This is a genomic window from Acinetobacter sp. 18QD2AZ41W (assembly GCF_009829025.1).
Taxonomy (GTDB): domain Bacteria; phylum Pseudomonadota; class Gammaproteobacteria; order Pseudomonadales; family Moraxellaceae; genus Acinetobacter; species Acinetobacter pseudolwoffii.
In genome coordinates this window covers 200,268-218,060 of record NZ_WURP01000004.1, presented here as the reverse complement: position 1 = coordinate 218,060, position 17,793 = coordinate 200,268, and the positions used below count along the sequence as shown (strand labels likewise).

Annotated in this window: 17 protein-coding genes and 1 riboswitch; of the genes, 6 read left to right on the top strand and 11 right to left on the bottom strand. The window is 46.4% G+C overall.

Features of this window, described 5'->3' with window-relative positions; all coding sequences use genetic code 11:
• The first annotated feature begins 1 nt into the window (after position 1).
• From GVV58_RS08580 to ftsW, 3 genes are all read left to right on the top strand, one after another.
• On the top strand, positions 2–253 hold the full coding sequence (locus GVV58_RS08580) for a DUF6587 family protein (protein WP_005094438.1): 252 nt from the start codon (positions 2–4) through the stop codon (positions 251–253).
• A 161-nt stretch (positions 254–414) separates the two neighbouring features.
• Positions 415–1,761, top strand: a complete 1,347-nt coding sequence (gene murD, locus GVV58_RS08575) for a UDP-N-acetylmuramoyl-L-alanine--D-glutamate ligase (protein WP_159516341.1) — start codon at positions 415–417, stop codon at positions 1,759–1,761.
• 20 nt (positions 1,762–1,781) lie between these two features.
• Positions 1,782–2,978, top strand: coding sequence for a putative lipid II flippase FtsW (gene ftsW, locus GVV58_RS08570; RefSeq protein WP_005094435.1), 1,197 nt, complete (start codon positions 1,782–1,784; stop codon positions 2,976–2,978).
• On the opposite strand, the gene GVV58_RS08565 is transcribed toward ftsW, so the two are convergent.
• The 7 genes from GVV58_RS08565 to GVV58_RS08535 all read right to left on the bottom strand — a co-directional run bounded on the left by GVV58_RS08565 (position 2,967) and on the right by GVV58_RS08535 (position 9,719).
• Complete coding sequence (locus tag GVV58_RS08565; RefSeq protein ID WP_005094432.1) at positions 2,967–3,227, bottom strand: zinc ribbon domain-containing protein; 261 nt, start codon at positions 3,225–3,227, stop codon at positions 2,967–2,969. The genes ftsW and GVV58_RS08565 overlap by 12 nt on opposite strands.
• Before the next feature lie 56 nt (positions 3,228–3,283).
• Positions 3,284–4,204 (bottom strand): tRNA glutamyl-Q(34) synthetase GluQRS, encoded by a 921-nt coding sequence (gluQRS, locus tag GVV58_RS08560; protein ID WP_225553535.1) that lies wholly within the window; start codon positions 4,202–4,204, stop codon positions 3,284–3,286.
• A gap of 2 nt (positions 4,205–4,206) precedes the next feature.
• Entirely contained in the window at positions 4,207–4,734 is a 528-nt protein-coding gene (gene dksA / locus GVV58_RS08555; protein WP_004281072.1) for an RNA polymerase-binding protein DksA, read from the bottom strand.
• A 210-nt stretch (positions 4,735–4,944) separates the two neighbouring features.
• Positions 4,945–5,757, bottom strand: a complete 813-nt coding sequence (gene cpdA, locus GVV58_RS08550; RefSeq protein WP_159516340.1) for a 3',5'-cyclic-AMP phosphodiesterase — start codon at positions 5,755–5,757, stop codon at positions 4,945–4,947.
• On the bottom strand, positions 5,754–6,389 hold the full coding sequence (locus GVV58_RS08545) for an NUDIX domain-containing protein (protein ID WP_159516339.1): 636 nt from the start codon (positions 6,387–6,389) through the stop codon (positions 5,754–5,756). The genes cpdA and GVV58_RS08545 overlap by 4 nt, the downstream gene beginning before the upstream one ends.
• 76 nt (positions 6,390–6,465) lie before the next feature.
• Positions 6,466–8,361: a phosphomethylpyrimidine synthase ThiC gene (gene thiC, locus GVV58_RS08540; protein ID WP_100329422.1), complete on the bottom strand. Its 1,896-nt coding sequence runs from the start codon at positions 8,359–8,361 to the stop codon at positions 6,466–6,468.
• An 88-nt stretch (positions 8,362–8,449) separates the two neighbouring features.
• Positions 8,450–8,582, bottom strand: a riboswitch (TPP riboswitch).
• 105 nt (positions 8,583–8,687) lie between these two features.
• Entirely contained in the window at positions 8,688–9,719 is a 1,032-nt protein-coding gene (locus GVV58_RS08535; RefSeq protein ID WP_005094417.1) for a hypothetical protein, read from the bottom strand.
• A 289-nt stretch (positions 9,720–10,008) separates the two neighbouring features.
• Here GVV58_RS08535 and GVV58_RS08530 point away from each other — a divergent pair, with 289 nt between their 5' ends.
• Together GVV58_RS08530 and phoU are read left to right on the top strand one after the other, a co-directional pair.
• Positions 10,009–11,370 carry a TolC family outer membrane protein gene (locus GVV58_RS08530; RefSeq protein ID WP_159516338.1) on the top strand — a complete coding sequence of 454 codons (1,362 nt, stop codon included), beginning with the start codon at positions 10,009–10,011 and terminating at the stop codon, positions 11,368–11,370.
• Positions 11,371–11,462: 92 nt separating this feature from the next.
• Positions 11,463–12,182 (top strand): phosphate signaling complex protein PhoU, encoded by a 720-nt coding sequence (phoU, locus tag GVV58_RS08525; RefSeq protein WP_005094412.1) that lies wholly within the window; start codon positions 11,463–11,465, stop codon positions 12,180–12,182.
• A gap of 64 nt (positions 12,183–12,246) precedes the next feature.
• On the opposite strand, the gene GVV58_RS08520 is transcribed toward phoU, so the two are convergent.
• Entirely contained in the window at positions 12,247–14,049 is a 1,803-nt protein-coding gene (locus GVV58_RS08520; protein WP_159516337.1) for an ABC transporter ATP-binding protein, read from the bottom strand.
• A gap of 150 nt (positions 14,050–14,199) precedes the next feature.
• Between GVV58_RS08520 and GVV58_RS08515 the strand changes: the two genes are divergently transcribed.
• Positions 14,200–14,820, top strand: a complete 621-nt coding sequence (locus GVV58_RS08515; protein WP_159516336.1) for an alpha-ketoglutarate-dependent dioxygenase AlkB — start codon at positions 14,200–14,202, stop codon at positions 14,818–14,820.
• A 63-nt stretch (positions 14,821–14,883) separates the two neighbouring features.
• On the opposite strand, the gene ruvX is transcribed toward GVV58_RS08515, so the two are convergent.
• The 3 genes from ruvX to recN all read right to left on the bottom strand — a co-directional run bounded on the left by ruvX (position 14,884) and on the right by recN (position 17,649).
• A complete protein-coding gene (gene ruvX, locus GVV58_RS08510) occupies positions 14,884–15,327 on the bottom strand; it encodes a Holliday junction resolvase RuvX (RefSeq protein ID WP_005094407.1) in 444 nt (147 codons plus the stop codon).
• A complete protein-coding gene (locus GVV58_RS08505; RefSeq protein WP_159516335.1) occupies positions 15,320–15,874 on the bottom strand; it encodes a YqgE/AlgH family protein in 555 nt (184 codons plus the stop codon). The genes ruvX and GVV58_RS08505 overlap by 8 nt, the downstream gene beginning before the upstream one ends.
• Positions 15,875–15,987: 113 nt before the next feature.
• Positions 15,988–17,649 carry a DNA repair protein RecN gene (gene recN, locus GVV58_RS08500; protein ID WP_159516334.1) on the bottom strand — a complete coding sequence of 554 codons (1,662 nt, stop codon included), beginning with the start codon at positions 17,647–17,649 and terminating at the stop codon, positions 15,988–15,990.
• Positions 17,650–17,793 lie beyond the last annotated feature (144 nt).

Below are 17,793 nucleotides of genomic sequence, written 5' to 3'. Positions count from 1 at the left end.
GATGATTGAAATTCTGATTGTGGCGGCACTGGTGCTGTGGAGTGCGCTGGTGGTATTTAAAAAGGTGTTTCCGAACACCTCTCACTCAGTCTTCCAGAAGCTGTCTGATGCCTGCGCAGCAAAAGGCTGGACGCGTCTGGCCAAATGGCTGCAACCGGGTATGGCTGCAGGCTGTGGTGGCAACTGTGCCTGTCCGGTGTCGGAGCAAAGTGCACAGGAAAAGCCGGCCCAGCAAGCGGTCAAATGGAAATAAGTTCCTTTTTGGCTGTAATTTTAAAAACCGTCATGAGCATGACGGTTTTTTTACGCATGGACACAAAAAAATATGCAGAAAGCTCAATCAGAAAAGGCATTCAAAACAGCAAAGTGCTACCATTTCGTCAGTTTCAAAATAGACCAAAATATGGGGCGAAAATGTTAATACAACGTGGTGGGTTAAAAGTCGTTGCAGGACTCGGAATATCAGGTGTTGCAGCAGTCAATTTCTTACATGACCAGGGCTACCGCGTTGCAGTAACGGATTCTAGAGCCACCCCCCCGGGACATGACCAGATTCCGGCCGAAGTCCAGACCAGTTTCGGCCAGTTTGATGCCGAGCTGTTGCTGTCTGCAGAAGAAATCGTGATCAGTCCGGGACTGGATCCAAAATTGCCAGAAATTCAGGCGGCGATGGCGCAGGGTATTCCTGTGGTGAGTGAAATCCAGATTTTACGCCGTGCTACGGATAAGCCCATTGTCGCGATTACCGGTTCCAATGCCAAAAGTACAGTGACCACTTTGATTGGCTTAATGGCAGCCGATGCTGGCAAAAAAGTCGCGGTCGGTGGCAATCTGGGACGTCCTGCACTGGATTTAACCAAAGATGATCCTGAGTTATATATCTTAGAATTATCCAGTTTTCAGCTGGAAACTACTTCAAATCTGGCGGCTGAAGTGGCGGTGGTACTGAACATGAGTGAAGATCATCTGGATCGGCATGGCGATATGATGGGCTATCACACCGCCAAGCACCGGATTTTTCAGGGTGTGAAAAAAGTGGTGTATAACCGGGATGATTCTTTGACCCGTCCTTTGGTGCCAGATGTGACGCCGATGCAAAGTTTTGGCCTGAATGCACCCGATATGAACCAGTACGGGATTCTTAAAGATACCGATGGTGGCATCTGGTTGGCGCGTGGTCGTGAACGTCTGTTAAAAAGTACCGAGATGTATATGCAGGGCACGCATAATGTTGCCAATGCCCTGGCTTGTCTGGCACTCGGTGAAGCGATTGGTTTGCCATTGGACAGCATGCTAAACACTTTAAAAACCTTCAAAGGTCTGGAACATCGCTGCGAATTTGTCAAAGCAGTGCAGGGCGTACGTTATTATAACGACTCCAAAGGCACCAACATCGGTGCAACCTTGGCGGCTCTCGATGGTCTCGGTATGGCGATTGAAGCCCAAGGTGGCAAAGTTGCGATTATTCTCGGTGGACAGGGCAAAGGACAGGACTTTAAGGCTTTGCGTGAATCATTGAGTAAATATGCCAAGATTGCAGTGCTGATTGGTGAAGACCGTCCGATCATCGAAGCAGCGATTAGGGGCACGACTGAGCTGGTTCATGCAGAGAGTTTGCAGCAGGCCGTAGAAATCTGCCAAAAGCACACCCAGGCAGATGATGTCGTGCTATTGTCTCCTGCATGCGCAAGTTTTGATATGTTCTCGGGTTATCCTGAGCGTGGTCGCAAGTTTGTTGCGTATGTGAATGAACTCAATTAAGAATAACAAGGATTCGTGATATGGCTGGGTTTGCTCAGACTACGATCAATAAACTAAACCAATTTTATAGCCAGTGGGTACCCAAGCTCCCCGCTGAGCTAAATCCACGGAATGTACTAATTTTCTGTGTATTGGCTTTACTGTGTATTGGTTCGATCATGGTGGCATCGGCCTCGATGCCTTATGCTGAACGTATGCATGAAAATGCCTTTCATTATATTAGCCGCCATGGCATTTCGATTTTTGTGGCAGCAGTAGCCGCCTATCTAACCTATAAAATTCCCTTAAAGGTCTGGTTTAATAACACCTTCTTTTTGTGGATTATTACCATTGTACTGTTGGTGGCCGTGCTGGTGGTCGGGACTGAGGTCAATGGTTCCAAGCGCTGGATTCGGGTGGCCGGATTTACCTTGCAGGCCTCGGAAGTGGCGAAAGTGATGATGGCGATTTTTACCGCGGACTATGTGGTACGCCGTGCGGAAGAAGTCCGGAACAATATTAAAGGTTTGGTTCGTTTAAGTGCGATTATGGGTGTGACCGTCGGTTTGATTATTCTTGAGCCGGACTTGGGGGCAACCGTGGTGATTACCTTGACCATGCTTGGCGTGTTTTTCCTCGCGGGTGCGCCGTGGATTCAGTTTGGTGTGGCCTTTATGACCTTGGTCGGTGCATTTGCCGCAGCGATTTTATTAGAGCCTTATCGCTTGCAGCGTTTGATGTCTTTTTCAAATCCATGGGAAGATCCACTGGGTAGCGGTTATCAGCTCTCGAATGCACTAATGGCCTTCGGCCGTGGTGAGTGGGCCGGGGTTGGATTGGGGCACAGCATTCAGAAAATGTCTTATCTGCCTGAAGCGCATACTGATTTTATGCTGGCGATTTTAGGTGAGGAATTTGGCTTTTTAGGTATTGCGACCATCCTGATCCTGTCTTTTACCATGCTGGTCTGCTGTATCCGGATCGGACATCGTGCCTTGCAACATCAATATCTACGCGCCGGCTATCTGGCCTATGGGATCTGTATCATTTTCCTGTTACAGATTCTGGTGAATGCCGGTATGAATATGGGCGTGTTACCGACCAAAGGTTTGACCCTGCCATTTATTAGTTATGGGGGTTCATCATTGATTATCTGTGCGGTGATGATCAGTTTAGTGCTGAAAATTGATTCGACCACTCGGCAGGTCAATCCAAGCCGGGAAGAATCAAGCTTCTAGATTGGAGTTGGACCCGGGCTCCGGCTGAGCATGGTCAAGCACTGTGCTCGGCATTGCAGTTCCGCAATTGGAACAGGTCACAAAAGCAGTTTTAGGCTTGGAAAGTGGAATCAATGGAATAAAAAACAAAGAAAAATAATGACGTTGCTGTTTCAGCTCATAGCCTGTACGGGTTCGGCAGACTGGACACAGGAACTGGCTCTTTTCAATAGTTTTGGTTTTAGGGCCGAATCCAAAAATAAAAAACATCTGCTTTTCCTCTCTGATTTTAATTCTAGAATTCTAGCTTAAGCCAAAACAGGTTTTTATTGATAACAACCTTGTAGCGCTGTTGTATGTGGAATCCGTTCAATGTTCCATTGCGCAACCGCCTGTTGCAGCATGCGTTGTGGCGTATCCAGATCAACTTCAGCCTGATGCAAAGCATTAAGTGCCTGTTTTAAGAGTTGTGGGGCCTGACTTAAATCCAGTGCTTGGGCCAGATTCTGTTTTGAGAGTTTTTGTCCCTGATCATTCATCGCCAGGGGTAGATGCATATAATTCAGACGCGGATAACCGAGCAACTGCCCCAGATAGATTTGCCGTTCGGTATTGTCCAGCAGGTCAGCACCACGTACCACATGGGTCATGCCTTGCAGATAGTCATCGACCACTACCGCCAGCTGATAATTAATAATCCCGTCACGACGTTTTAAGACAAAGTCTCCCAGATCTTTCTTCAGCTTTGAGCAGTGTCGACCTTGTAATTGATCTTCAAAACAGATTTCGATATCTTCGACTTTTAAACGGATCGCTTGATTGTCGAATGCCAGAGCTAGGTCACGGCAGGTATCCTGATAGATATGATTGGAACCGAGCATTTTACGGGTACATTGACAGGCATAAACCAGACCCTGCTGACGTAATTGTTCGATCACATCTGCATAAATATCTAAACGGTCTTTCTGGAAAATGATTTCGCCGTCTGGCTCAAGCTGAAAGGCGTCCATGGCACGCAAAATATGCTCTTCACTGCCCGGATAAATACGCGGAATATCGGTATCTTCCACCCGAACCAGCCATGTGCCGTGGTTGGCTTTGGCATCGCAATAACTGGCAACTGCGGTAATGAGGGAGCCAAAATGCAAAGGGCCGGTTGGCGATGGCGCGAACCGACCCACATAAGCCATCCTATTGTCCCCCTCCTTTTTTAAAGGAGGGGTTAGGGGAGGATTATTCAACAGCATCATTAACCGTTATTTTGCTTCTCTTTGATTTCCGCCAGCGTTTTGCAGTCAATACATAAAGTAGCCGTTGGACGAGCTTCTAAACGACGCAAACCAATTTCGATGCCACAAGTTTCACAGAAACCATAGTCATCATTCTGGATCGCTTCGATTGACTGTTCGATTTTACGGATCAGTTTACGTTCACGGTCACGGGTACGCAGCTCAATGGCAAATTCTTCTTCCTGAGTGGCACGATCGTTGACATCAGGCAGGGCAGTATTCTCATCTTGCATCGTATTCAGCGTACGATCCACTTCTGACATCAACTCGGCTTTCCAGGCCAGCAAAATTTGGCGGAAATGCTGAAGCTGACCTTCAGACATGTATTCTTCATTTTTTTTAGGTTGATAAGGTTCAATACCAAATAAGCTAGCAGTAGAACCACCGTCAGTCGTTTTAGGCTTAGATTTGCGTACGCGCTTTGCAGCTTTCTCTTCTACAACATCAGTTTGATTGTCTAAGACTTGATTTTGGTTGTCATTCGCCATTTAGGGCATTCCTCATCATATGCGTATGATTGCTACGCAAAAAATATGGTGATATGCAATTTTTATCCACCCTGTAGAAGGATTATCCTCCTGTGGGGGCCGTCATCATATAGACTTTTTATGCTTATTGATAGTCTTTGATGTCTGGACTATGCATATCACATTTCCTTTGGTTGCAATAAAGTAATGCAAAAAAAACAAATTGAAAAGTTAATAACCTGAAATTTCAGTATTAATATTTTGCTGACTCAATGCCACCCGTTCAATATAGGTATCAAACTCACCATTTTGTTTCAAATGTAATACACGATAACCGGGCGCCGCCTGATCTAGCGCGAAATCCTGGCTTTTAGGTTTGAACTGCACACTGGTCGATGGCGTGGATAAAAAATAGATACCATGCCATTCATTACAGGAATCCTGATGCACATGACCAAACAAGACCAGCTTTATATTCTGGTGCCGTGCCAGGACATCTTTCAGATCTTCGGCATTTTTAAGCCGGTGCTGGTCAATCCAGTGCGATTTCATCGCAAAAGGGTGATGATGACAAGCGATGATGACATGCTGATGCTTAAACTCAAGCAATAATTGGTTCAATTGATCAAGCTGAGCTTGTTCCACCCAGCCATCAACCTTGCCTTGAACCGCACTATTCAACAAAATCATGGTCCAGCTACCAAAATGAATTGCATGTACCTGATTGGCATTCTGATGAAACGGAAAGATCCGGGTGTCATCATGATTACCCGGAATCTGATAATGCGGCACGTTTAAGGACTGGATAAAGTCTAAATAACGCTGATAAGTTCGTTCCACCGGCACCTGGGCCAGATCACCGGTATGAATCAGCGCATCCATTTTGGGAAAGCGCTGCTGAATCTGCTGCATCACTTCATGAAAACTCTGCTCCGGATTCATCCGGGCAAATTCCAGCTCTTCCCGATCCATCAAATGGGTATCAGAAATCTGGATAATGGTCCAGTCGGGCTGTTCGGTTGTATTTGACTGCGAAAAACTCATGTCTTTCCCCTTAGACATATCCCTGCAGTATGAATATGTTGTTGCAACCATTGCAAGGCCATAATGACCGGTGCATTCCTTAAGCGCCCATTGCTGAGTAGTGCGGAAATATCTGCATAATCCAGAATATGCAGCTGGATATTTTCACCTTCATCCGGCATGCCAAAAATCCCGCCATGTTCAGGCAGTTCAGTTTCGGCGACATATAGATGAAACAACTCGGAACAAGCGCCCGCTGAAGGATAGAAGCTGAAAATATGCTGTAACTGATTCAAGCTACAGCCTGATTCCTCGAGTGCTTCCCGGCGGATACACTGTTCAGGCGCTTCATCGCCATCCAGAACGCCAGCAATCACTTCGAGTTGCCACGGTGAATCGACATCGTCCAGTCCGCCAATCCGGAACTGTTCAATCAGGCCGAATTTCTGCTGTTGATGGTTATAGATCAGCACACCCGCTGCTTCTGGCCGGTGAATCAGCTCGCGTTGCAAAATAGGCGTCGAGCTGTCCTGCTGGAATAAACGGTGTCGCAGGCTGACTTTTTCCACCTGAATAAATCCTCGGTACAAGAACTCACGTGCCTCTATGCGAAAGTCTTTTTTATTATAAGAGGCCTGTTTAATAATATTCATATGCTCAGATAGAATGAATTGATTTATTTTCATCCTATCTGAGTTTTTTTTGAAGACAACTGTTTTTTTTAAAGTTTTATAGTTTGTGGTACAGATTTTGGCCAGACTTATGGAAGCTGGCTTTCATCTGATCCATACCTGCTTCAATTTCGGCCTGAGAGCTTGCCGGCTGATCAGGCTTGGCCTGCTGATTGGCATAGTCTCGAACATTCTGGCTAATCTTCATTGAACAGAACTTCGGTCCACACATGGAACAGAAATGTGCAGATTTATGTGCTGCTTTGGGCATGGTTTCATCATGCATGCTACGGGCTGTATCCGGATCCAGACTCAAATTAAACTGGTCTTCCCAGCGGAATTCAAAACGTGCCTTGGACAGCGCATTGTCCCGGGCCTGTGCCCCCGGATGCCCTTTGGCCAGATCGGCTGCATGTGCTGCAATCTTGTAGGTAATAATGCCGTCTTTGACATCTTTCTTATTTGGCAAACCCAGATGCTCTTTCGGGGTGACATAGCACAGCATGGCAGTGCCATACCAGCCAATCATTGCGGCACCAATCGCTGAAGTAATGTGGTCATAACCCGGTGCAATATCCGTGGTTAAAGGCCCCAAGGTATAAAATGGCGCTTCCTTACAGACTTCCAGTTGCAGGTCCATATTTTCCTTGATCATATGCATCGGGACATGGCCCGGGCCTTCAATCATCACCTGAACATCATGCTCCCAGGCGCGGTGGGTCAGCTCGCCCAAGGTTCGAAGTTCGGCAAACTGCGCTTCGTCATTGGCATCCTGTACACAGCCGGGACGCAGACCATCGCCAAGACTGAAAGACACATCGTAGGCTTTCATGATCTCGCAGATTTCATCGAAATGGGTATACAGGAAGTTTTCCTGATGATGCGCCAGACACCACTGTGCCATGATCGAACCGCCACGCGAGACAATGCCGGTTAAGCGATTCGCCGTGAGCGGTACATATCTTAAAAGCACACCGGCATGAATAGTGAAATAATCCACGCCCTGTTCCGCCTGTTCAATCAGGGTATCTTTAAAGATTTCCCAAGTCAGGTCTTCGGCTACGCCGTTGACTTTTTCCAAGGCCTGATAGATCGGTACGGTGCCAATTGGCACGGGAGAATTGCGGATAATCCATTCCCGGGTTTCATGGATGTTCTGCCCGGTTGAGAGATCCATAATCGTATCTGCGCCCCAACGTGTGGCCCAAGTCATTTTTGAGACTTCTTCTTCAATCGAAGAACCCAAAGCCGAGTTACCAATATTGGCATTGATTTTCACCAGAAAATTGCGTCCGATGATCATCGGTTCCAGTTCCGGATGATTGATATTGGCCGGAATAATCGCGCGGCCGGCAGCGACTTCCTGCCGTACAAACTCCGGGGTGATTTCAGTCAGGTTTTTAGCGCCGAAATTTTGTCCCGGATGCTGGCGCATATCGACACCCTCCAGTTGACGCAGGTTTTCACGAATGGCGATATATTCCATTTCTGGCGTAATCATGCCTTGTTTGGCATAGTGCATCTGGGTGATGTTCTGGCCGCGTTTGGCTTTGCGCGGTTTTTGAATATGCGCGAAACGGATGGCCGCAGTACGGATATCACGTAAACGTTGTCGGCCAAATTCAGAGCTTAAATCGTCCAGCATTTCCGTATCGTTACGCTGTTCAATCCAGCTGTCACGGATATTGGGCAGGCCTTTATTCAGGTCAATCGTCACATTGGGGTCGGTATAGACACCAGACGTGTCATAAACCATCAAGGGCGGATTATATTCACCGCCCAAGCCGGTCGGGGTTTCACTGAGGGAAATTTCCCGCATCGGTACCTGAATATCAGGACGCGAGCCTGGCAGATAGACTTTACGTGAAGCGGGTAGAATGCGCGTTAAATCACGTGCTTCCTGTTCATGAGCGGAGAGAGAAGTTTCAGAAGAAAGATTCGTTAACTGGTTCATGGCTATGATCCTTATGAATGACATCAACGAATCAAGCACGACCAAAAACGCGGGCAGATTTATCCTGAGCAGATAAAGCAGGGGCTGGGTTTTTAGCTGGCTTGATTCCTACGCAGGTATTAACCTGATCAGGTTCAACGGTACCCATGCTCAATTCCTGATAAAGATAAAAGGAATCACATGATCTCAGCGAGGGATTACTCGCGCTCCGTCAAGCGAGGCTAAAGCTTAGCTCAGTTTATGCCGAATAAACAGGTCTAAATCTCTCAACTTTAGCGATGATCTCTTCAGGCAGGGGAAGCTGGACTCAAGCCAAATATTTCTAGCTAGATACAGAATGCATCCATAAAACAGTCTTTATCATATTTTTGTGAGGGTGGGCTGATCTTGGCATAATACAGAATCTGTTCAGCGTCCGAGCGGTTGCGATAGTCGGCAGGCAAGGCTTGCTGGCGCTGTTGCGGATTCATGTCCAGAAACTCCAGAAATTGGCGAGCCTGGGTCGAAAGCGTTGATTTCTGACCGCTGGATAGACCAATAATGGTTTCCAGATGACTGGTATCGACTGCATAACGGTCACGATAGTCCTCAGAAACGGGAGATGCTTCGGTGCCTCTAAACAAAAAATAGGTATATTGTTTCAGCAGGTATTCGGCATCCCGCTTATAACTGCTCTCAGGATAAGTCTTGAGATAATCTTCCCAAAGCAGACTGCGAGCTGCAATGTCAGCCGCCTCAATTTGCAGACGTTTTTCCACCAGTACCGGCTGCATATTCTGTTCAGCCAGATGTTCAATAAAAACTTTTTCAGCGTCGGGTAAATAAGGCGCAAAAATGCGGGCCAGATATTCCGGACTACGACGATAATGTAAGTTGCCATCGCCAAGATCCAGCAGTTCGACATAAGCCTGACCTTTGTGTTTTAACAGGTACTGGTCACGTGAGGTGAGCTGCTGAAAATGGGCTTGCTGAATGGTCGGATGCTGGGCCATTTCCAGCGCATACTGTTCAAAGGCGCGTTGCTGGAACTCAGTACGGTCGACGGCTAAAAAGCGCTGATACATTTCAGTAGAACGCAGCATCAGATGCTTCTGCTCCGCCAATTCCATCAGGGGCAGACACACTTTAAGATCCTGATTAACCTGTTCCAGCGCAAAAGTGGTGCGCTGGTCATTAATCTGGGACATATTTTTTTCAATATTCTTGCACATCAGGCTAAAGTCATTGACTGGACTTTGCTTCTGATTGGTCTCAGTCTGTTCAACCTCGATCTGTGGTTCTGACGGCTGCTGACAGCCTGCCAGAAACAGCAGGCTGCCGGAAATTAGACAGGCTTTGAATATCGACGGGAATGGCATTAACACTATGTTTCAGGACTCTGTATAGGTGAATTCAGAAAATAACGGCCTTGCTGGGAGATATATTGTATAGATCAAATAAAAATACTATGTTTAGTATTGTGAATTGCTTTGTTACATTGCGGGTATAGATCTTGAAAATTGAATTAATCGTGGATAAAACCCGAGAGTTATATTAAAAAGTTAATAAAAATCATACGCAAAAATGCAAAAAATCTCTTTAGTATGGCTTAGCTTAAAGCGCCAGAATTTTTTGATCTGAATGGCTGTTAGGGGTTAACACTATAAAATGAAATTAAAACTCAGTGTCATGGCCGGTTTATTGCTATTAATTAGTCCGGCGATTTTTGCCCTGGATTTACAAGAAGCGTATGCACGCGCCCAGCAAAATGATCCAAATTGGCAGGCGAATGTGTTGCAGTACCAATCTGATCAGCTCAATCTGGGGATTGCCAGCGGAAATTTGCTGCCGACCGTGACTTTATCTGGAAATGTGACCCGTAAAAACCAGTCCGTCAACAACTCAGAGTCTGAAGGTTTGCCTGCTGAATTTGGTGAGTTGCAAAGTTCCAGTACAACCAGCCGTCAGGTGGCCTTAACCGCACGCCAACCTTTATTTCGCTGGGATGCCTGGCAAGGTTATAAGCAGGTCAAGACCTCGGTCGAACTCAGTGAAGTCAATCTGCGTCTGCAAAAACAGCAGCATATTTTACAGGTGGCCGAAGCCTATTTTAATGTGTTGCGGCAGCAGTCTTTGACTACGGCTTATTTACAGGAAGAGCAGGCGCTGTCTGAACAGTTACGCATGATGAATGCTAAGCTGAAAGAAGGTTTGGTGGCGCGTAGTGAGGTCAGTGAAGCCAATGCCCAGTATCAAAGTGCCCAAGCCAACCGGATTTCGACTCAAGTTCAGCTGGTACTGGCCCAAGAACAGCTGGCACAGTTAATCGGCCCTTATCAGGAAAATCTGGCGGTATTACGCAACGATTTCCAGTTCCAGAAACCGGTTCCAAGTGATATGCAGTCCTGGACCGAATTAGCACAAAGCCAAAATCTGAATATTCTGCAAGCGCGTCTGCAAAAGCGCTATTCTGAAGATGCCAAACGGGTTGAGCAGGCCGCCCTCTATCCGCAGGTTGAAGCGGTCGGCACCTATGGCTATCTGAAACAGACACCAGAAACGATTATGTCCAGCAATGGTGATTTCGACCAGATTGGGGTGGAAGTCAACTGGAACCTATTTAGTGGTGGCCGTACCCAGAAAAGTATTCGTCAGGCTGGGGTCAATGTACAAAAAAGTGCAGCCCAATTAGACGCTGCGATCCGCAAAGCCAATACCGATGTGAAGCAGTCCTTCATGCAGGTAGAAACCGATCAGGCCAAACTGAATGCGCGTAAAGCGGCGATGGAATCTTCGGAAATGGTTTCACAAGCCTCCAGAGCCCAATATCAGGAGGGCTTAAAGACCATGGTCGATGTGTTGCTGGCCCAGCGCAATGCTTTTTCTGCCAAAACGGATTATCTGAATGCCAAATATGATTATCTGCTGCATGTACTCCAGTTACAGGCTTCAGTCGGGCAGCTGACCGAAAAGGAGCTGGCAGAGCTGAATGCCTGGCTGATCGAATATGATTCACCTCAGCCCAGATGACGCTACGATTGTCATCAAACTTTCATCATAAATATGCTTTAATGTGCTTTATTATTGATCATCGCTATATGCCGTTTCAGGAGTAGACTTCCTTGTGTCCAAATAATCCTGTGTTAAGTCATCACATTTCTTCGCAATTTAATGAAGAGTTGCAGGACGTCAATACCAAATTCATGACCATGGGCGGACTGGTGGAACAGCAGGTGGCCAACGCCATTCATGCCTTACTGGATACCGATGTCGCCATGGCGATTGATGTGCAGTTTCAGGACAATGTTGTCAATCAGATGGAAAGAGACATTGATGAAGCACTGACCCTGATTCTGGCACGCCGTCATCCTGCTGCGATTGATTTACGGATGGTACTTGCCATGTCCAAGGCCAATACCGATCTTGAGCGTATTGGTGATGAAGCGTCTAAAATAGGCCGGATTGCACAAAGCCTGAGCGAAGAGGGTAGCTCGCCGCGCGGTTATATGGAAACCCGGCATATTGGCAACCAGGTTCGGGTGATGATTCATGATGCACTGGATGCTTTTGCACGTCTGGATGTAGATCAGGCCTTGAAAGTGATGTTGGCAGATGCGGATATCGACCGTGAATACCAGTCAGCAACGCGTACTCTCATGACCTATATGATTGAAGATCCGCGACATATTAGTCGTGTTATCAATGTGCTATGGGTGCTTCGTTCACTCGAAAGAATTGGCGACCATGCCCGGAATATTTCTGAACAGGTGATCTATATGGTCAAAGGTTTTGACGTACGTCATACCAGCGTCGAAGAAATTGAGCAAAAAGTTCAGCGTTAAAAACAATTATCTCTCAATAAAAGACCTCCCGCTCGGAGGTTTTTTTATTGGCTTGGAAGAAGCCCTAACCATGGGTTTCTTCCTCGGCATCATCCTCAAAAGTCTTGGCGATTTTTTCAATATTCAGGCTCTTGGCCATGGCATCAAAAATTTCCTTATACACGCCTTGCTGATGATAAAGCTGAGCGTGCTCACCATGTTCGGCAATCCTTCCCTCTTTCATCACATAGGTATAATCCGCGTCAATAATTTGCGACAGGCTATGTGAAATGATGATCACGGTACGGCCTTGCTTGATTTGATCCAGACTTTGCTTGATCTGTTCGGTGGCGATGGCATCCAGACTCGCCGTCGGTTCATCCAGAAAAATAATCGGTGGATTTTTCAGGAACATCCGCGCCAAGGCAATGCGTTGCTGCTGTCCGCCAGACAGCATGAGGGCATCACTATCATAGCCATCCGGTAACTGTAAAATCTGCGCATGAATCGAGGCTTTTTCTGCCGCCTCAATGACATCGTCCATTGAAGCTGTAGTTTTGCCATAACGGATATTCTCAAAAATGGTGCCTTGAAAAATATGATTTTTCTGCAACACCAGACCAATATGATCACGCAAAAATTGGGTGTCATAGTCTTTCAGGTCAATGCCATCCAGTTTAATCTGGCCTTGTTGCGGCTCATAAAATTTATCCAGCAGGCTGATCAGGGTAGATTTCCCCGCACCGGATAAGCCGACCAAAGCCGTGATCTTATTCGGACGAATTTCCATCTCAATATCTTTCAGGGCATGATGGCCATTCGGATAATAAAAATTCACCCCAGTCAGTTCAAATTTACCAGTCACTTGCGGTTTTTGTTGACCACTTTGTTCAATTTCCTGATCCGCTTCCAGAATCTTAAAGAAGCTTTCTGAATAGATCATGGCATCATTCACTTCATCATAAATCCGGTGCAGTGAGCGAATCGGGGCGGAGACATTATTAAACAGCAGCACATGAAACATGATCATGCCGATACTCATCTGGCCATCCAGCACAAAATAAGAGGTCAGAATAATAATCAGCACAATGCCGATCTGTTCAAGGAACGTTTTCAGACCATCAAACAGGAAACTGGTCTGACGGGTTTTCATCTGGTTGTCGGTCAGTTCGCGTTGCAATCCTAACTGCTTTTCCGACTCAATCGCTTCCCGGTTAAAGGATTTGATCACGGTAATTGAATTAATAATACTGAGAATACCCTGACTCTTTTTCTCGCGGCCATCTCTTAAACTGCGGCGCCAACCACCGAGCTTTTGTGCCTGTTTATAGGTCAGCCAGAAATAGATCGGGACAATGGAGGTGGCCACCAGACCGACATATATATTGGCATAGTACATCAGGCCCAAAGCCACAATCGCGCTGGTAAATAACGGTAAAATATCAATAAAGAAGATCTGTACCAGACGGGTCAGTGAGCCGATACCACGATCAATTCGGGTCTGTAATTTTCCGGCCTGATTATTTTCCTGATTAAAAAATTCCAGACGATATTTTAAGAATTTTTCAATAATTCCTTGGGCCAGATCCTGAGAAACAAAAATCCGTAGCTTTTCTCCATAAAACTTCTGGCCGAACTGGACAAAGGCATTGATAATCTCTTTACCGAGCAAGATCGCTGAAATCGTAATCAGAATATGCCAGCCTTGCTCCAGTCCCTGACCTTGTTCCAGCAGCGCATTGATACTATCGACTGCATATTGCAGGGTTAGCGCATTGACCTGTGCGGTAAAGGAACCGATCAGGGTCAAAATCAGCGTGGCAATGACCAGCACCCGATAGGGCTGAACAAAAGGACGAAGTTTCTGAAACAGCTGCCATAAGTTCATAAAGGATTATTTTTATTGTGAAAGTTAAATTCAGTTTAGGCAGGAACAGGACAAGTCACAAGAGCAAATCTTGTAGTCATTTGTGAAATTCGGTTGTACTTTTTCAAAGTCAATGTCAGTATTTTCAGTAAGATACTCGGTCTAATTGAGATGACTTTAGATTTATTTGTGCCCCAACCTGAAACGAATATCTTACCCTTTGATGGGGTGGTGGAGGACTATGGTCTGATTCTGGAGCAGGCACAAAGCCAGCAGTATTTGCAGTATTTTCTGAGCCAGTTGGCCTGGCAACATGATGAAGTACGGTTGTTCGGCAAGCACTATGTCACAGCACGCAAGGTGGTCTGGTATGGCGATGCGCACTATCAATATCGCTATTCGGGGACGCTCAAGCAAGCTCAGTTGTGGACCCCGGGATTATTGCGTTTAAAGCAGCATATTGAACAGCTGGTGGGTCATCCCTTTAATTCCTGTCTGGCCAATTTATATGAAGATGGTTCACAAGGCTTGGGCTGGCATAGCGATGATGAGCCTGCCTTATATACAGGAAGTTCTCGGGAAAATGTCATTGCTTCTCTGAGTCTGGGCGCGATCCGTAAAATGAGTTTTAAACATAAAACTCACGGGGATAAAGTCGAGTTACTGTTACACAGTGGCCAACTGATTGTAATGCGCGGCCAGACCCAGCAGTACTGGAAACACAGCATTGGTAAAAGTAGCAAAGTTTTGACACCCAGAATTAATCTGACCTTTCGTTATTTTTATCCTTAAATCATGTTTTTAGGCATAAAAAAGCATCCCAAAGGATGCTTTTTTTAAAATTTCACCAGCAGTTTAAGGGGTGATTCCGGCAGGATGGCGATACCAGCTTTCAATCAATAAGGCTGCGGCGATACTGTCCGCAGACAACTTTTTGCCGCGACCTTGCGCCTGATAATGATCCAGTTCATCGCGTGCTTCACGGGTGGTCAGACGCTCATCGACCATCAAGGTTGCAATATTGGTCTGGTGCCGTAAACGGCGCGCAAATTTACGTGCCCGTGTCGAAAGCTCCGATTCACTATCATCCATATTCAGTGGCAAACCGACCAGAAATAGATTCGGTTGATGGCTTTTTACTATTTTGAGCAGTTCATCCCAGTTCGGAATACCGTCTTTCATGGGAAATAAAGGTAGGGGACTGGCACTTGCAATCAGGGATTGTCCAACAGACATTCCCATTTTTTGTGTACCAAAATCAAACGCCATAATGGTTTGTGGCGTGTTTACATCAGGCATGTCCAATCTCGGAAGATAACCAGTTGCGGTCGACGCCCATCTTTTTATAGGCAGCATCCCAACGGTCGTTATAAGGTAAGTTAAAAATCAGATCCATATCAGAATCACAAATCAGCCAGTCACCGCGGGCAATTTCCTCTTCTAGCTGGTGTTTGCCCCAACTGGCATAGCCGAGTGCGATCTGATAGCGACCCACACCTTCATTATGCGCAATTGCATCCAGAATATCTTTGGAGGTGGTGATACAGACATTTTCACCCACCGCAATAGAGGAATGCCAGGTCGGCTGACCGGTATGCAGCACAAAGCCGGCCTCAGGGCGTAAAGGGCCACCTTGCAAGACTTCATGTGGATTGACATTGTCTGCTTCAATATCAAGATCATTCAGCAATTCTTTAATTTGAATACCGGCAGGGCGATTGATGATGATGCCTTGTGCACCATCTTCATCATGGCGAGCCAGATAGATCACCGTCTGGGCAAAAAAATCATCATCCGCATGTGGCGGCGCAATCAGACAACGATGTGTCAGAAACTGTTTGGTCACCTGAGCAGTTCTCCTTAAAATCAATTTCTTCGCAAAGAAATCGTATGATCCTAACCGCTACGTTACTCGAGCTTTATGGATTTACCAACTTTTATTTGTCTGGATTGTGATATTTAAACCTGCTGAAATTTCAACTGACGTAACTGACGGGCATGTTGTAAAGTCGTTTCACTGATCTCAACACCACCGGTCATGCGCGCGAGTTCATCAATACGTGCATCTTCTTGCAAACTCAGAATGGTGCTGCTGGCCGGGTCGGTTTGCTGCTTTTTCACGAGTAAATGCTGATCGGATTGTGCGGCCACTTGTGCCTGATGGGTAATACACAGAATCTGCACATGTTGGGCCAAACCTGCCAATAAACGCCCGACAATCTCTGCTGTACCGCCACTGATCCCGACATCAATTTCGTCAAAGACCAGTACTTCGGCTTCGGTTTTTTCTGCATTCATGACCTGCATCACCAGTGCAATACGCGACAGCTCACCACCTGATGCCACGCGAGCTAAGGGTTGTGCCGGAATGCCTTTATTGGCAGTAAATAGGAGTTGAATAAAGCTGAGGCCTTCACTCGATGGCTGTTCCAAAACTTCAAACTTAAACTCGAAATGGGCTTCTGGTAGTGCCAGTTGTTTAACCTGTTCTGTGAGCTGCTTGGCCAGAGGTGCTGCGGCTTCACGGCGAATCTGATCCAGATGTTGGGCTTTCTCCAGAAAATCCTGATAAGAGACTGCAACCTGTTCAGCCAGTGTTTCCGGGTCTTCCAGTTGATGCAGCTGTTCTAATTCGGTTTGCCAGGTTTCATATTCTGCCTTGAGCAATTCCGGTTGAGTACGATATTTACGAGCCAGACGGTGGAAAACCTCTAAAGTTGAATTCAGTTCTTCCATGCGTTCCGGGTCAAAACTCTGACGATCCATAAACTGACGTAAATTCGCCGCAGCATCTTCAAGTTCGCTTTGTGCATTTAATAAGGAATTATAAATTCCGGAAAGCTGCTCACTACGACCGGCATGCGATTCGACCCGACGCATAATTGATGCGAGTTCCTGGGTCATGTTCTGTTCAGCCTCATCGAGTACATTCAGGCTATAGACACAATCCTGCATGATCGCTTCATGATGGGAAAGCCGGTCAAATTCCTGCTCAATCTCCTGATAGTCAGTCTGAACGACGTCTTCCAGTTCTTCCAGTTGCAGCTCAAGGGTTTCGATACGCTGTTTACGGGTGGCTTGTGCATCCAGTGCTGCCTGATGCTGGCGGATATTTTTCTGCCAGGTACTGTAGGCATCCCGTACCGCTTGCGCCGGCGCATAAAAGTGATAATAGCGATCCAGCCAATGCTTCGGATAAGGCGGTTCCAGTAATTGTTGCTGACTGTGCTGGCTATAGAGTTGTACCAGTAAACGTCCAATTTCTTTTAGTTCGGACAGGCTGCTCGGTCGTCCATTGATCCAGGCTTTGCTGCGACCGGTGGCAAAAATTACCCGGCGTAAATGGATTTCACCTGATTCATCATCCAGCTCATGTTCTTTTAACCACGCGGCTTCAGGACTATGTTCCTGATAGCTAAAGCTTGCAGTCACATCGGCTTTTTCGGAACCATAACGCACATAATTGGTATCGGTTCGCTCACCCAGACAGGCAGACAAGGCATCTAACAAGAGGGATTTACCTGCACCGGTTTCACCGGTTAAAACGTTAAAACCTTTATCAATATCAATAGCAAGGTGCTCAGCTAAAGCAAAATTGATCAGAGTTAAATGTGTCAGCATAAACGCATCCGGGCTGCGAAAAGTTTGAGTGAAATAGCCTGATGTTGGATTGGGGTCACAACACGGCTGTGATTATAAATCAGGATGAATCAATTTCATTCTATCTTAAATTTTAGCGATTCATATATGCTTATTTCACTGTAT

Bases quoted from the DNA above. Each gene is read 5' to 3' on its own strand.
- GVV58_RS08580 (WP_005094438.1), top strand. From the start codon at position 2: ATGATTGAAATTCTGATTGTGGCGGCACTGGTGCTGTGGAGTGCGCTG.
- ftsW (WP_005094435.1), top strand. From the start codon at position 1,782: ATGGCTGGGTTTGCTCAGACTACGATCAATAAACTAAACCAATTTTAT.
- GVV58_RS08530 (WP_159516338.1), top strand. From the start codon at position 10,009: ATGAAATTAAAACTCAGTGTCATGGCCGGTTTATTGCTATTAATTAGT.
- GVV58_RS08520 (WP_159516337.1), bottom strand. From the start codon at position 14,049: ATGAACTTATGGCAGCTGTTTCAGAAACTTCGTCCTTTTGTTCAGCCC.
- cpdA (WP_159516340.1), bottom strand. From the start codon at position 5,757: ATGAGTTTTTCGCAGTCAAATACAACCGAACAGCCCGACTGGACCATT.
- GVV58_RS08515 (WP_159516336.1), top strand. From the start codon at position 14,200: ATGACTTTAGATTTATTTGTGCCCCAACCTGAAACGAATATCTTACCC.
- gluQRS (WP_225553535.1), bottom strand. From the start codon at position 4,204: ATGCTGTTGAATAATCCTCCCCTAACCCCTCCTTTAAAAAAGGAGGGG.
- ruvX (WP_005094407.1), bottom strand. From the start codon at position 15,327: ATGCCTGATGTAAACACGCCACAAACCATTATGGCGTTTGATTTTGGT.
- thiC (WP_100329422.1), bottom strand. From the start codon at position 8,361: ATGAACCAGTTAACGAATCTTTCTTCTGAAACTTCTCTCTCCGCTCAT.
- recN (WP_159516334.1), bottom strand. From the start codon at position 17,649: ATGCTGACACATTTAACTCTGATCAATTTTGCTTTAGCTGAGCACCTT.
- GVV58_RS08535 (WP_005094417.1), bottom strand. From the start codon at position 9,719: ATGCCATTCCCGTCGATATTCAAAGCCTGTCTAATTTCCGGCAGCCTG.
- dksA (WP_004281072.1), bottom strand. From the start codon at position 4,734: ATGGCGAATGACAACCAAAATCAAGTCTTAGACAATCAAACTGATGTT.
- GVV58_RS08545 (WP_159516339.1), bottom strand. From the start codon at position 6,389: ATGAATATTATTAAACAGGCCTCTTATAATAAAAAAGACTTTCGCATA.
- GVV58_RS08565 (WP_005094432.1), bottom strand. From the start codon at position 3,227: ATGTTTTTTATTTTTGGATTCGGCCCTAAAACCAAAACTATTGAAAAG.
- murD (WP_159516341.1), top strand. From the start codon at position 415: ATGTTAATACAACGTGGTGGGTTAAAAGTCGTTGCAGGACTCGGAATA.